Origin of the sequence: Dietzia psychralcaliphila (assembly GCF_003096095.1) — a bacterium.
Lineage (GTDB): Bacteria > Actinomycetota > Actinomycetes > Mycobacteriales > Mycobacteriaceae > Dietzia > Dietzia psychralcaliphila.
The window spans coordinates 3,135,062-3,149,527 of record NZ_CP015453.1 but is presented as its reverse complement, the minus strand read 5'-3'; the positions used below and the strand labels follow the sequence as shown (position 1 = coordinate 3,149,527).

At 67.6% G+C, this 14,466-nt stretch carries 14 protein-coding genes; 10 read left to right on the top strand and 4 right to left on the bottom strand.

Annotated features, from left to right (window positions below):
• The first annotated feature begins 93 nt into the window (after positions 1 to 93).
• The 3 genes from yidC (at position 94) to A6048_RS14580 (ending at position 3,985) form a co-directional block, all read left to right on the top strand.
• Positions 94 to 1,173 carry a membrane protein insertase YidC gene (gene yidC, locus A6048_RS14590; protein ID WP_107745616.1) on the top strand — a complete coding sequence of 360 codons (1,080 nt, stop codon included), beginning with the start codon at positions 94 to 96 and terminating at the stop codon, positions 1,171 to 1,173.
• Between the two features lie 471 nt (positions 1,174 to 1,644).
• On the top strand, positions 1,645 to 3,315 hold the full coding sequence (locus tag A6048_RS14585; protein ID WP_107745617.1) for an ATP-binding cassette domain-containing protein: 1,671 nt from the start codon (positions 1,645 to 1,647) through the stop codon (positions 3,313 to 3,315).
• Between the two features lie 46 nt (positions 3,316 to 3,361).
• Complete coding sequence (locus tag A6048_RS14580; RefSeq protein WP_107745619.1) at positions 3,362 to 3,985, top strand: dihydrofolate reductase family protein; 624 nt, start codon at positions 3,362 to 3,364, stop codon at positions 3,983 to 3,985.
• Between the two features lie 250 nt (positions 3,986 to 4,235).
• Here A6048_RS14580 and A6048_RS14575 read toward each other — a convergent pair whose 3' ends face one another.
• Complete coding sequence (locus tag A6048_RS14575) at positions 4,236 to 4,778, bottom strand: ferritin (protein ID WP_372450552.1); 543 nt, start codon at positions 4,776 to 4,778, stop codon at positions 4,236 to 4,238.
• Positions 4,779 to 5,384: 606 nt separating this feature from the next.
• Here A6048_RS14575 and A6048_RS18720 point away from each other — a divergent pair.
• From A6048_RS18720 to urtA, 7 genes are all read left to right on the top strand, one after another.
• On the top strand, positions 5,385 to 6,092 hold the full coding sequence (locus A6048_RS18720; protein WP_107745621.1) for an urease subunit beta: 708 nt from the start codon (positions 5,385 to 5,387) through the stop codon (positions 6,090 to 6,092).
• A 24-nt stretch (positions 6,093 to 6,116) separates the two neighbouring features.
• The gene (ureC, locus tag A6048_RS14565; protein ID WP_107745623.1) at positions 6,117 to 7,832 is read left to right on the top strand and encodes an urease subunit alpha; all 1,716 of its coding nucleotides are present in this window, start codon (positions 6,117 to 6,119) and stop codon (positions 7,830 to 7,832) included.
• Between the two features lie 9 nt (positions 7,833 to 7,841).
• Positions 7,842 to 8,468 (top strand): urease accessory protein UreG, encoded by a 627-nt coding sequence (gene ureG / locus A6048_RS14560; RefSeq protein ID WP_107745625.1) that lies wholly within the window; start codon positions 7,842 to 7,844, stop codon positions 8,466 to 8,468.
• Entirely contained in the window at positions 8,465 to 9,313 is an 849-nt protein-coding gene (locus tag A6048_RS14555; protein WP_107745627.1) for an urease accessory protein UreD, read from the top strand. The genes ureG and A6048_RS14555 overlap by 4 nt, the downstream gene beginning before the upstream one ends.
• 1 nt (position 9,314) lies before the next feature.
• Entirely contained in the window at positions 9,315 to 9,962 is a 648-nt protein-coding gene (locus A6048_RS14550; protein WP_107745629.1) for an urease accessory protein UreE, read from the top strand.
• Positions 9,952 to 10,641, top strand: a complete 690-nt coding sequence (locus A6048_RS14545; RefSeq protein WP_107745631.1) for an urease accessory protein UreF — start codon at positions 9,952 to 9,954, stop codon at positions 10,639 to 10,641. Before A6048_RS14550 ends, A6048_RS14545 begins: the two co-directional genes overlap by 11 nt.
• An 81-nt stretch (positions 10,642 to 10,722) precedes the next feature.
• Positions 10,723 to 11,970: an urea ABC transporter substrate-binding protein gene (gene urtA / locus A6048_RS14540; protein WP_107745633.1), complete on the top strand. Its 1,248-nt coding sequence runs from the start codon at positions 10,723 to 10,725 to the stop codon at positions 11,968 to 11,970.
• A gap of 117 nt (positions 11,971 to 12,087) precedes the next feature.
• On the opposite strand, the gene A6048_RS14535 is transcribed toward urtA, so the two are convergent.
• The 3 genes from A6048_RS14535 to A6048_RS14525 all read right to left on the bottom strand — a co-directional run bounded on the left by A6048_RS14535 (position 12,088) and on the right by A6048_RS14525 (position 14,445).
• Positions 12,088 to 12,882 (bottom strand): SDR family NAD(P)-dependent oxidoreductase, encoded by a 795-nt coding sequence (locus A6048_RS14535; RefSeq protein ID WP_107745635.1) that lies wholly within the window; start codon positions 12,880 to 12,882, stop codon positions 12,088 to 12,090.
• 60 nt (positions 12,883 to 12,942) lie between these two features.
• A complete protein-coding gene (locus tag A6048_RS14530; protein WP_235027265.1) occupies positions 12,943 to 14,007 on the bottom strand; it encodes an esterase/lipase family protein in 1,065 nt (354 codons plus the stop codon).
• Between the two features lie 234 nt (positions 14,008 to 14,241).
• Positions 14,242 to 14,445 carry a hypothetical protein gene (locus A6048_RS14525; protein WP_107745637.1) on the bottom strand — a complete coding sequence of 68 codons (204 nt, stop codon included), beginning with the start codon at positions 14,443 to 14,445 and terminating at the stop codon, positions 14,242 to 14,244.
• Between the last annotated feature and the right edge of the window lie 21 nt (positions 14,446 to 14,466).

Genomic DNA, 14,466 nt, shown 5'->3' with positions numbered 1-14,466 from the left:
CGCTGGGGGACGGCCTTCTAGTCTTGACCCGCCCTGTCCCGCCCCACCCCGTGCGCCTGCTCCGGCGCCACCGTCCCATCTGGAGATTCGCCCGTGGACCTCTTCGCGTATCCGGTGTCGCTCGTCATGAAGTTCTGGCACTGGGCGTTGAGCTTCGTCGTGGACGGCAACTCGGGCATCGCCTGGGTGGGCTCGGTGTTGTTGCTGGTGGTGACCGTGCGACTGCTGCTCATGCGGTCGATGTACCGGCAGCAGTACTCGATGCGCAAGATGGCGCAGATCGCGCCCAAGATGAAGGAACTGCAGAACAAGTACAAGGACCGTAAGTCTCCCGAGGACCGCCAGGAGCAGGCCAAGGAGATGCAGGCCCTGTACGCCGACGCCGGGGTCAACCCCGCCGCCGGGTGCCTGCCGCTGCTCGTGCAGATCCCGGTGTTCCTGGGCCTGTACTACGTGCTGCTGAACTTCTCGCCTCCCGGCAAGTCCATCGAGGAGGCCTCGCAGATGACCAACGGGGCGTTCCAGCCCGAACAGGTTGCCTCCTTCCTCAACGCCGAGATCTTCGGGGTCCCGCTGGCCTCGTACATCCGGATGCCGCAGGACGTCATGGACTCCCTGCACCCGGGGCTCGTGCGCGAGGACATCCTCATGCTGGCCGTGCCGCTGTTCGTGCTGGCCGGCATCGCCACCTTCATCAACATGTGGAACTCCTTCCGCCGACAGGCCGCGGCGAAGAAGGCCGAGCAGGAGGCGATCGCGCAGGTCGACGCCGAGGAGCGTGCCGGTGGCCCCGTCGTCGACGGCGAGGTGGTCGAGGTCGACGGCGAGCCCGCGACCACCACGAAGGCGGACGACACGGCCGGCACCCCGGGGACGTCCGCCACGGTCAGTCCGGCCGGCGCGGCGGGCGCGACCGGCAAGCCGCAGGACTTCCAGTCGATCGCCGAGTCCATGACCGAGTCGATGAACCAGTCGATGAAGATCATGATGTACCTGTTCCCGTTCTTCCCGATCGTGGGCGCGTACTTCTTCAACTTCCCCATCGCGATCGGCATCTACTGGCTCACCAACAACATCTGGACCGCGGTGCAGTCGCACTTCTTCATGGAGAAGCTGGACAAGGAGTTGCCGATGTCCAGCCGCGAGGGCCTGCCCCCCAGCGCCTTCATGTAGCGGACCCCGTCGTCGTCCCCACTTGCTCGCGATCATCCCCGCCCCGCGTCGACCCTCCCCGCCCAGCCTCGCCGCCCGCACCGAACCTCAAGTGGTCGCAATCACCGCGCCGCTGGTTGCAGTTGCCGAGGTGATCAGGCCGATTTGCCGCGCTAGCTGCGACCAGTATCCGGCCCGGAGCCCACCCTGCTCACGCAAAACCGGATGGTCCTATCACCCGCGATGGGTCCCGCGAGTCGTCGGTGCACGCAGTACGCCGCCTCTGTCGCTTTGCGGGCTGTCCCTCTCCACCCTTGCCGCCGCGCGTCCCTGGGCGTAGCCTGCACATCGGAAGTCGGCAGACGCACGGCGCGACCGCGGAGAGATCTCGGTGGCGAGGGGCGTGAGCCGAGAACCCGAGACGAGGAGACTCCAGGACAGTGCTCGACCCCAGGTGAGACCCGGCCCATCCGCCACCTCCCTGGAGCACACATGTCTTCCCTCGTCCTGTCGGACGTCGCGTACGCGTTCCCCGACGACACCCCACTATTCACCGGCCTCGACCTCGCGGTGGGCCCCGGTCTGACCTCGTTGGTCGGTCGAAACGGCGCAGGCAAGAGCACTTTGCTGCGCCTGGCCGCCGGGGACCTCCCACCCTCGCGCGGCGCGATCAGCGTCGACTCCGAGCCCGCCCGGCCGCCCGCCGTGGCCTACCTGCCGCAGCAGCTCGCGGACGCCCCGGTAGCGCGCGTCCTCGCCGACGAACTCGGGGTCGGCCCACGCCTGGCGGCGCTCGAACGGATCGAGGAGGGAAGGGGCGACGACGACGACTTCACGACGATCGGAGACGACTGGGCGGTAGCCGAGCGGACCGTCGCGCTGCTTTCCGAGTTGGGCCTGCCCACGGACCTGAATCGACCGCTCAGGGCGCTCTCCGGCGGGGAACGCACGCTCGCCGCGCTGGCGGGTCGACTCCTTCCGGGGCCGCGGGTGCTGCTGCTCGACGAGCCGACCAACAACCTGGACCAGCGGGCACGGGCGCGTCTGTTCGGCGCGCTCGACCATTTCGTCTCCGGCGGGGAGCGTATCGCGCTCGTGGTGAGCCACGACCTGGAGCTGCTCGAGCGCGTCGACTCCACGGTGGAGCTGCGCGCTGGCAGATGCCGGGTGTTCGGGGGGCCGTATCCGCACTATCGCGAGGTGGTCGACGCGGAGCAGTCGGCAGCACTGCAGTCGCTGACGGGTGCCCGGAAGGACCTTCGCGCCGAGCGGCGGGACCGGGTGGAGGCCACGGAGAGGGCCAGCCACCGGGCCGCGCAGGGGCGACGGGTGCAGGCGGCGGGTGGGATGCCCAAGATCCTCATGAACGCTCGCCGCAGTTCCGCGCAGGAGTCGGCCGGCAGGTTGCGGGCGGTTCACGAGCAGGGTGTCGAGGAGGCGCGCGCACGGATGCAGGACGCCGACGCCGCGGTTCGTCGCGAGGAACTGCTGCGGATCCCGATGCCGGATCCTGGCTTGCCGGCGGGCCGGATCGTGCTGGACGCCCTCGATCCGGTCGCGGGTCGGGTCTACCTGGCGGGGCCGGCGCGGGTGCGGTTGGCCGGGCCCAACGGCAGCGGCAAGACAACGCTGCTGCGGCGGTTGTTGGGCCGACACGACTCGGGCGCGGGTGCCCCGCTCGTGGGTGACCCGGGTATGGATGAGCCGGGCTCGGGAGGCCTGGCGGTGGGCGGCGCGGGTATGAGCGGGCCGGACGACGACGAGGTCGTGCACGTGCCCTGGGCGCTGCTGCCGCAGGATCTGCGCGTCGAACATCCGGAGTGGTCGGTGGTGGATGCGATCCGGGCCGTGCGCCCCGACGCCGATCCCGAGCAGGTCCACGCCCACGCGGCGCGGATGCTGTTCACCGGCGACGCCGGGTTCCGCCGACTCGCCGAGCTCTCCGGAGGCGAACGACTGCGCGCCGCGCTGGCGGCACGGCTGTTCGCGCGGCCGGTCCCGCAGCTTCTGGTGCTGGACGAGCCCACCAACAATCTCGACCTCGCCGGCGTGGAGGTGCTCGCCGATGCCCTCGCGCAGTGGCGCGGGGCGCTGCTCCTGGTGACGCACGACGACGGCTTCTGCGACCGGGTGGGGGTGGACGACGTGATCCGGCTCGGCTGATCCCACGTCCCCCGACCCGACAGGTGACCACGAAAGGACACACCTCATGCGCAAGCTCATCTACTACATCGCCGTGACCGTCGACGGGTTCATCGCAGACCCTGATGGCCGGACCGACTTCTTCCTGGCCGAGGGCGACCACATGGCCTGGATCGTCGAGCACTACCCGGAGACGATCCCCGGGCACTTCCGGGGCCCCCTCGGGCTGTCGGACACGCCCCCGCGCGCGTTCGATACGGTCCTGCTCGGCCGTGCCACACATCAGATCGCGGTCGACGAGGGCCTTTCCAGCGGTTACCCGCACCTTCGCCAGTACGTGGTGACGCACCGGCCGGGTGACCTGCCCGCGGAGGAGGGGCTCTCGGCGTCCGACGAGGACCCCGTCACGATGGCCCGCCGGCTCAAGGCCGAGGACTCACCACTCGACATCTGGCTGTGCGGCGGCGGGGCGTTGGCGGGGGAGTTGGTGGACGAGATCGACGAGTTCCGGCTCAAGGTCAACCCGGTGGTCCTGGGGGACGGCATTCCGCTGGTTGCGGGCCCCGCTGGAAGTGGGGGACGAGCAGGAGACGTCGACGCCAGGGGTGATGTGCGCGCGCTCCCACTGGTTCAGCGGATGCGCCGGGAGTTCGGGAGTGGGGTGAGCTACGTGGAGTACACGCGCTCCTGACCGGCCATTTCCCCGTGCCGAACCACTTCCTCTGCGGCTGAGCGACATCGCGCCGGGGTTGGTCGACGGTCATCGCGCCCGGACTTGTCCGGAACGCGGAATCTGTCAATCAATCTCGGCGCGATGTCGACCGAACGGGGTGGGCCCGGTCACGCGGCGCAGCCGGCTGGTCGGCGGCGCTTAGTCACACGGCGCAGCCGGCTGGTCAGCGGCGCTCGGTCAGACTGCGCCGCCGACCAAGGGTGCTCGGTCAGACTGCGCCACCGGCGACGGCTGGCGGGGTGCCGGTGTTGGAGGACGAGTCGGTCTCGCGTGCGAGGTACTCCTCGATGCGGAACCAGTCGTCGTTTGCGCGCTCGGCGATCGCCACCAGGGTGCTCATGTTGGCGACCTCCTCGACCTGCTCACGCAGGAACCACAGCATGAACTGCTCGCCCAGCGGGTCGGACTCGGCGCGGGCCGCCTGGAACAGCGACTCGATCTGTCGGGTGACCTGCCGCTCCTGCTCGAGGGCAGAGTGCAGCGCGGCGACGGGGCCCTCGAAGTGGGCCTGCGGACCGGGCACGGCCGGGATGGTCACCTGGATGTCACGGTCGAGCATGTACTGGACCATCATCATGGCGTGGTTCCGCTCGCCCAGGCTGTGCTGGTAGAAGCGGCCCGCAAGCTGGGGCAGGTCCTTGGCGTCGGCCCAGACGGCGATCGCGATGTACTGCTGGCTCGCGGCGAACTCGTGTCCGACCTGCGCGGACAGGAGTTCGGTGAACGACGAAGACTTCTTGGCCATGATCATGGCACCCTTCCTCTCGGGGACCTCGACGGGTGTCGAGGTTCGCCCGGGGTCACGTCCGCCCGGGAGTCACCATCGTATGCAGGCCCACAGCGTTTCGCCAGGTCAGTAAGCCTAACCTAGGTCGGTCGACGGTGCGCGGAGGCGGCCGACGGTGCGCGGAGGCGGGCGGGTGAGCGGGTGCGCCGGACGAGAGTCCGAGGGGCACGCGTACGCGGGTGAGCGGGTGCGCGGCTGAGCGGCTGAGCGGGTTCGCCGGACGAGAGTCCGAGGGTCACGCGGGTTCGACGTACGGCAGAGTCGTACTGCAGATCCGCCGCTCCCACTCGTAGACGATGTTCACCGCTCGGCTCACCGGGCGCGAGGCGGGCGCGAGTCGGGCTGACGCTCCCCACGGACATTCGTGATTGTTTGCGGCCACGTTAACGCGAATACGGGATTAATAGGCTTCTTCGGCCGCGATGTGTCGCCATTGTTTCGATCACTTAACTTCTGGCCCTCGAGGGTAATTCATCTTGATCTGTTCACCCTTGGTGGACAATGATCACTGGCAACGCCGCAACGTTCCGGGCGGCTTTGTCAGGATTCCCGTAGCAGAGGAGATGTGCTGTGCACTTGACCCCTAAGGAAGAGGATCGACTTCTCCTTTTCCTTGCTGCAGAGTTGGCACGGCGCCATAGAGACAAAGGCCTCAGACTCAGCTATCCGGAGGCCCGCGCACTGATCGCGGACGAGGTGGTCGAGGCCGCGCGAGCCGGCTCTACCGTCGCGGAGGCGGCTGAGATAGGAGCCCACCTGCTCACCGAGGACGACCTGCTCCCGGGCGTCGCGGCTCTCGTGGGCACCGTCCAGGTTGAGGGGTTCTTCGACGACGGACAGAAGCTGGTCACCATCCACGATCCCATCCGCCCGGGAACGCACTCCGACTCGACCGAACCACAGGTGACACCCGGCGAGATCCTGGTCGAGCCCGGCGAGATCGAACTGAACCGTGGACGGAAGACCGCGACGGTGTCAGTGGTCAACACCGGTGATCGTCCTATTCAGGTGGGTTCTCACTTCCACTTTTTCGAGGTCAACCGGGCCCTGTCGTTCGATCGTCGCGAGGCGTACGGAATGCACCTCGACATCGCATCGGGCACAGCGGTCCGATTCGAGCCCGGCGAGGAACGAGAAGTCCAGCTGACGGACTTCGGCGGTACCCGGGAACTGTACGGACTCAACGACATGACCAACGAGGCGCTGCGTGACCACCCGTCCGAGGAACTCCTGGACGCTCTCGATCACGCGGGCTTCCTCCGCTCCACTTCCGCCTGACACTCACGCGAAGGGAATTACCCAGTGTCTATTCGCGTATCGCGACACCACTATGCAGAACTCTTCGGTCCCACCACAGGGGACCGGGTACGACTCGCGGACACGGAATTGCTCGCCCGTGTCGAGGCCGACGACACCGTTTATGGAGACGAATCCGTATTCGGTGGCGGCAAGACCATGCGTGAAGGCATGGCTGTCCACAATTCGATCACCAATGCTGAGGGCGCTCTGGACTTTGTCATCACCAATGCACTTCTCATTGATCCGGTACTCGGCATTCGAAAAACCGATATCGGAGTCAAGAACGGGCGAATAGCGGCGATCGGTAAGTCCGGGAACCCGAGGCTGATGGACGGTGTCCATCCCGATCTGGTCATCGGGGCCGGTACAGACGTCCGCTCGGGTGAAGGAATGATCGTCACTCCCGGGGCGATTGACGTGCACGTCCACTTCGACAGTGTCGGCTTGGTCGAGGAAGCGGTTTCCAGCGGGATCACCACCATGATCGGCGGCGGATTGGGACCGGTCACCGTGGGCATCACCAGCTCCGGCCCGACCAACCTGGCCCGGATGCTCAGGGCGGTGGAGCAGTTCCCGGTGAACTTCGGATTCCTGGCCAACGGCAGCGCCGCGCATGTGGCGCCACTCATCGAACAGGGCCTAGCGGGTGCCATCGGATACAAGATCCACGAGGACTGGGGCGCGACGCCGGCCGCGATACGGGCGTCTCTGGACGCGGGCGACGAACTAGGTCTGCAGGTGCAGATCCACTCCGACACCCTCAATGAAGCGGGATTCTACGAGGACACCATGCGGGCGATCGCCGGTCGCACGATCCACACCTATCACGCCGAGGGCGCCGGTGGCGGTCACGCACCCGACATCATGCAGGTGGTGGGTGAGTCCCATTGCCTCCCGTCGTCCACCAACCCGACGAATCCCTTCACGATCAATACGTTCGACGAGCACCTCGACATGGTCATGGTGTGCCACCACCTCAATCCCCGGATTCCGGAAGACGTCGCGTTCGCCGAGTCCCGTATCCGGCGCGAGACCATCGCGGCCGAGGACGTCCTTCACGACATCGGTGCGATCTCCGCGATGGGGTCGGACTCGCAGGGCATGGGCCGGATCGGGGAGACCATCGCCCGGACCTGGCAACTCGCCTCCCACATGCGCGCCACCCGTGGAGCACTGCCGGAGGACGTGGGAACCGGCGCTGACAACCACCGCATCCTCCGCTATCTGGCCAAGATCACCATCAATCCGGCCCGCATGTTCGGGATCGACCACGAGGTGGGATCCCTCGAGCCGGGGAAGCTCGCCGACTTCGTGCTGTGGGAACCGAAGTTCTTCGGCATCCGCCCCGAAGTCGTGTTCAAGGGGGGATTCCCCACGTGGTCCGTCATGGGAGAGGCGAACGCCTCGCTCATGACGTGCGAGCCCCTCAAGTACCGACCCCAGTGGGCGGCGTTCGGCAAGACCCCGGCCGATGTGTCGGTCAACTTCGTCGCCGGCGCGGCGATCGAGGACGGTCTGGGGGGCCGGCTCGGGCTGGATACGCCCCTGGTCCCGTGCGTAGACGCCCGGTCGAGGACCAAGAGCGATCTGCTCCACAACGACTATTGCCCCGACATACGGATCGAGCCGGATACCTACCGGGTCGAAGTGGACGGAGAGCACTGCACCAGCACTCCCATGTCGACCGTCCCACTCGGGCGCAGATACACCATCAAATAGGAGCTCACCATGGCCGAAGCTATTCGTATCGGTATCGGCGGACCCGTCGGGTCGGGCAAGACCCGGCTGCTCGAGCGGCTGCTACCGATGTTCCAGTCGTCGGGGATCGAGATCGCGGTCATCACCAACGACCTCATGACGGACGAGGACGCGCAGCGTGTGCGCCGCAGCGGTCTGATCGATCCCGAGCGCGTTCTCGCCGTCGAGACCGGCGCGTGCCCGCACACCGCCATCAGGGAGGATCCCTCGGCGAACCTCACGGCGGTCGCGCAACTCGAGGGGGCTTTTCCCGGACTCCAGGTCGTCCTCATCGAATCGGGCGGGGACAATCTGGCGGCGACTTTCACCTCGGACCTCGTCGACTACTGGATCTTCGTCATCGACACGGCGGCAGGTGATGACATCCCGCGTAAGAAAGGTATCGGGATGCTCCAGGCGGACCTGCTGGTGATCAACAAGATCGACCTCGCTCCGCTCGTCGGTGCCGATCTCGGGCGGATGCGGTCGGATGTCGAGCTCGCCCGACCGGGCAAGGCGTCGGTGTTCACGGACCTCGGCTCGGGTGGAGGGCTCGACGACCTGTTCCGGATCATCGTGCGCGACGCGATGTTGGAAGACATGGCCGCTGCGCCGTGAGTTCCACGAGAACCGACGACATCACCGAGAGCCTGCTCGACTGCTCGCTCGTGCGTGGGCGCACGGGGAGGACCCAGATCGCCTCGCTCCGGCAGCAGTTCCCGCAGCGCATCACCGTGCCGATGTACGCGGACCCGGACAACGCGTCGGCGGCGTTCCTGTGCATTCAGAACCCGTCCGGCGGTGTCTTCCCGGGGGACAACCTCGTCACCCGATTCGCCACCGGTGACGACACGTGGCTCTACCTCACCTACCAGTCGGCCACGCAGGTCTTCGCGGGAGAGGCGGGTGCGACGCAGACCACGGCTATCGACATCGGCGCCGGTTCAGTGGTCGAGTACGACTCGAAGACGGTCATCCCCCACGCCGGTTCCGATTACCGCCAGTTCAACGAGGTCAGCGTCCACGACACGTCCGTGTACATCGGGTGGGAGGCGTTCGCCTCGGGTCGGATCGGCCGCGGTGAACGGTTCTCCTACCGCACGCTCACCGCCCAGACGGATATCCGCCTCGACGGTCAGCTGATGGCGCGCGACACCGTTCATCTGGCTCCCCCCGACAGCGATCCGCGGGCCCCCGGCGTACTGGGTGGACACGACTACGTGGCCACGATGCTCGTCGTCGCCCCCGGGCGCGATCTCTCCGGCCTCGTCGGGGACGTCCACGACGCACTGGATGCGGCTCCGGGCGTCAGCGGGGCAGCGAGCGCACTTCCTGGCGAACTCGGGATATCCGTACGACTTCTGGCACACCGCGCGCCCCTCCTCCACCGGGCTCACCACGATCTCCGGACCATCGTCCGACGATCAGTTCTCCAGCTCGGACCACTCAACCCAAGGATGTGACATGGAAGCGACAACGGTCCTCGGACACATCACCGACCCCGAGTACGCGAACAGATCGGTCGACACCGTCCTGGTTCCCTGGGGCGACGCGCGGAAGCACCGACAGGTTCTGACGACCCTCGACGGGCAGCAGCTGTTCCTGACTCTCCCGCGGGGTACCTTTCTGTCCGACGGGGCGGTGATCGCCGACGACGGGACGACCATCGTCGCCGTCTCCCGGCCGGCCGAGGATGCCGTGGTCGTGGAGTTCGCCGACAACGTGGGAGTCGACGCGGTACGGCGAGCGCTGGTCTTCGGGTACATCCTGGGCAACCAGCACGCCCCGTTGGAGGTTTCTGCGCACCAGCTCCGGACGCCGCTCATGACCAGTGCGGGTACCGCCGAGGAGATGCTGCGCGATCTGCGTCTGAACGGTCGTGTCGACGCGGTCGCCCTCGCCGCGCACGGGTGGACCAACACCTCGGCAGACCACCACCACAGTCACGGTTCGGGCCACGACCACGCGCACGACGACGACCACGCGCACGCGCACGCGCACGCGCACGACCACGTGCACGCGCACGCGCACGACCACGACCACGTGCACGCGCTCGCGCACGACCACGTGCACGCGCACGCGCACGAACACGGGCGCGACCATGGGCACTGAACCGCTGCTCGCCGACCTGGCGTGGCTCCAACTTCACGACAGCGCGTTCCCCTCGGGGCGCTTCGTCCACTCCAACGGACTGGAGGCGTGGCTGGCGTCTCACCCCGCCGCAGGGGAGCCGGAGATCCACGCCGCGGTCCGTGCCTACATCGGCGGGAGCGTGGCGACCCTCGACGCCGTCGTCCTCGGCCACGCCTGGCTCGCGGACTCGACCGAGACCCTTGTCCGGCTCGATCACCTGGACCGGGCACACAAGATCACCCGCTCGGCTCGCAATTCCTCCGAGTCCTGCGGGGGTCAGCTCGCGACGGTTGCACGGCGCGTGCTCAGGGTGGTCGCCGACAGTGACTATCTCGGACTCGTGGTCACAGGTCACACCCCCGGCAACCAGGCGGTCGTCGACGGTGTGGTCCAACGTGCCCTGGGGATCGAGCGTGGTCGCGCGATCGCGGGCGCGATCCGCTCGAGTTATTCGGGACTGCTCTCGGCGGCTGTGCGCCTCGGTCGACTGGGCCCGATGCGCGCGCAGCAGCTCATCTTCGACGACACCCCGTGGATCGCGGACCTGGCACGCACGGCCGAATGTGCGCCGCTCGCGACGGTGAGCTCGTTCGTCCCGGAGCTGGAGATCGCTGCGATGCGTCACGAGACCACCTCGGCACGCTTGTTCAGCACCTAGGTCCTCCCACTCTTCCCGACCATCCGGCTCCGACACCGCGAGCCGGATCCCGTTGTTGCTCTACAACCGAAAGGCACCCTTATGTCACGACTCACTCGACCCTTCGTCACGGCGACCGGAGTCATCACCATCGCCGCGCTCCTGACGGCCTGCGGGAGCAGGACCACCGACACAGCGAGCGCCGCCGAATCATGCGTCGACACCAGCGGCGATACGGTCAAGGTCGGCGCCATCAACTCGCTGTCCGGCGCCACCGCCATCAACGAGACCGTCATCGGCGACTCCATCACCCTTGCGGTCGAACAGATCAACGCCGACGGGGGAGTCCTCGGCAAGCAGGTCCAGCTCATCTCCGAGGACGGGGCCTCCGAGCCGACGGTATTCGCCGAGAAGGCCGAGAAGCTCATCGGATCCGATTGCGTCGCGACCGTCTTCGGCGGCTACACCTCGGCCAGCCGGAAGGCGATGCTGCCGGTGTTCGAGTCCAACAACGCCCTGCTCTACTACGGTCAACAGTACGAAGGCCTGGAGTCGTCGCCGAACATCTTCTACACCGGCGCCACGACCAACCAGCAGATCGTGCCGGCCCTGGACTACCTCAAGGAGACGGGCGTGAAGTCGCTCTACCTGGTCGGGAGCGACTACGTCTTCCCGCATACCGCCAATCGGATCGTCAAGGAGTACGCCGAGGCCAACGGCATAGAGATCCTGGGAGAGGACTACACCCCGCTCGGGGCCACCGACTTCTCGACGATCATCAACAAAATCCGCACCGCAGACGCCGACGCGGTGTTCAACGTGGTGGTCGGCGACTCGTTGGTCGCGTTCTTCCGCGAGTTCGCCAACGCAGGCCTCACCAGCGACGACATGCCGGTCATCTCCATGTGCGTCGGGGAGGAGGAGGTCCGGAGCATCGGGACACAGAACGTCGAGGGCCATCTGGCGTCCTGGAACTACTACCAGACCATCGACAGTCCCGAGAACAGTGACTTCGTCTCGCAGTTCAAGTCCCGCTTCGGCGACACCCGGGTCACCTCCGATCCGATGGAGTCCGCCTACACCGGCGTGTACCTGTGGAAGGCGATGGTGGAGAAGGCCGGATCATTCGACGTCGGTGCGGTTCAGGACGCGGCCGACGGAGTGTCCGTGTCCGCCCCCAGCGGTGAGGTGACCGTGGACGGCGAGAACCATCACATCACCAAGACCGCCCGTATCGGTGAGATCCGCGGCGACGGCCTGATCTACACGGTGTGGGAGTCCGACGATGCGATCGACCCCGATCCGTATCTGGAGTCGTACGACTGGGCTGCGGGCCTGGCGGGCGAGTAGCGCCTGGCGGGGGCACGCGGTGGCCGGTCTCACCCCGCACCCTCAGGGGCACGGGCGCGAGGCGGCCACCGCGAGACCGGCCGAGAGAGAATCCGGCCGAGAGAGAAACCGCGCTGCTCAGCGCCGGTGCGCGCGCATCGCCGAGTGCTGGTCCCGCGGCTTCACCACGATCTGGTCGAGGTTGACGTGCGACGGCCGGCTCGCCACGAACCCCACGATCTCCGCGATGTCGCGGGCGACCATGGGGGTCAATCCCTGGTAGACGGCGCCGGCCTTGTCGTCGTCGCCGTCGAACCGCACGAGCGAGAACTCGGTCTCCACCATGCCGGGCGCGATCTCGGTGAACCGCACGGGCTGGCCCAGGTGCTCCCCGCGCAGCGTCCGGTGCAGCACGGCCTGCGCGTGCTTGGCCGTGGTGTACCCGCTGCCCTTGTCGTAGGACTCCAGAGCGGCGATCGAGGTGATGGTCACCACCAGACCGTCACCGGTCTCCACGAGCACCGGCATGAGGCCGCGCACGAGTCGCAGGGTGCCCAGGACGTTGGTCTCCCACATCCACCGCCACTGCTCCTCGTCGGCGTCCATGACGGTGGTCGTGCCCTTGGCGCCGCCGGCGTTGTTGACCAGCACGTGCAGTCGCGGGACGGCCGCGCAGAACGCCTCACACGAGGCGGGGTCGGTCACGTCCAGGGGCATCGCGGTGCCGCCGATCTCGTCCGCCAGCGCCTGCAGTCGGTCGAGTCGCCGGGCGCCGACGATCACGTGGAACCCCTGCTGCGCCAGTTCGCGCGCGGTGGCCTCGCCGATCCCCGAGGAGGCGCCGGTCACCACCGCGACGCGGGTGTCGGAGGGGAGGGTGGCCAGGCGCTCGCGGGCGGCCCGGACATCGGCGGTGTGTTCAGTGGAGGTCATCGTCTCACCGTATCCAGAACCTGCCGGCTCCGCCCGGCCACCCGCGTGCTGCTCAGCCGCTCACTTCACGAACGGCGCGTACGGGGCGACGGGGAAGCAAGGCACGGGCGTGGCCTCGGCGGGGGCCAGCGCGTTGAGGACGTGGCGCAGCGCCCGCTCGCTGTACATGGTCGCCACGTGTTCGGACAGGTCCGCCGCGCACCCGTCCTGAAGCACGATGTTCGTCGCGTCCGGGCCCGAGTAGAACTGGCGGACGAACGGGGTGATGATCTGGTCGTACTGGGTGATGATGCTGTAGATCCGGACGCCGGGCACGCTCACGACGCCGCCCGGGTAGACCTCCGTCGCGAGCGGCGAGTCGACGACCTGCTGAATGAGGCCCGGGGTCGCATCCTCCAGGCTCCCGTAGACGATCGGCCCCAGCACGGGGATCAGGGACCGGAAGTAGGCCAGCATGCTGAGCGTGGTGCCGGACGACGGGGAGATGGCGATCTTGGTGTGGACCTTCTCGTGCCCCCCGAGGACCTTCAGGTAGTAGTCGGAGAGGATGCCGCCGCCCTGGGAGTGCCCGACGAGGTCGACCTCCCGGGCGCCGGTCTCGGCGAGCGCCCGGTCGACCACGGTCTGCAGGACGCGGGCCGACTCCCGGATGTCGCCGAGTGCCTGGATCGGCATCCCCGGGAGGCCGGTGACGTTGCCATAGTTGAAGGTGTAGACGCAGTACCCGGCGTTCTTCAGGAGCGGCGCGCCCGCCTGCCACGCCATGGCCTGGGTGGAGGCGGTGGTGTTGACCAGCACGACCGGCCGCGGGCGCTCGGGGGTGGTCCGGCAGGTCGGATCGTTGGCGCCGGGCGGGGCGATCTCCGGGAAGATCGCCGCCCGGACCCCGGCGGAGATGTCGAACGGGACCGGGAGTGGCCCCTCGGTCGGGGACTGAGTGGTCGGGGACTGGGCGGAGGCCGGGACGGCGGAGGCGATCACCATCGCCGTCGCGGCGCCCACCCCTGCGAGAAGTCTCGGGAGCGCCGAGGCGGTCCTCCGGGATCGGGGGCGGACGAATCGGGGGACGGGTCGGGAGACGCTGTGGGGGGCGAGACCGTTCGTCCGGGCCACCGAGTTGGTCATTGCAATCAGTCCTGTCCTCGAGTGTCGACCGAAACTGGTAAGTCGACGTTGAGTGTTGCCTGAGGACGTTAGACTGGGGCCATGGTTTTGTGGTGGCCTACCGTTCATCCAACATTCTTGTTAGGTAGACTGAACAGTGTAAAAGCACGGGGTGAGGGGAGATCGGCGGTCGCTTGAAGCCCGAGTCGCAGATTAAGAACGTCTCATCTTACGGTCTGTGGGGTCCCGGGGCCGCTACTGACCGAGCATCATCCGGTGAAGACCGCGCACCATGCCCAGGGCCATGTCGGCTCCCGAGAAGTAGTCCTGCCAGCCGCAGCCCCGGCACGCTGACGGCGAGGTGGCGGATGTCCACCTGCTGGCTGGCGGGAGCTCGTGCCCGGCCTGGGCGGGGAGGGTGGCCAGGCGCTCGCGGGCGGCGGAGTGATCGAAGCTCATGGGATCAGGCTAGAACAGCGC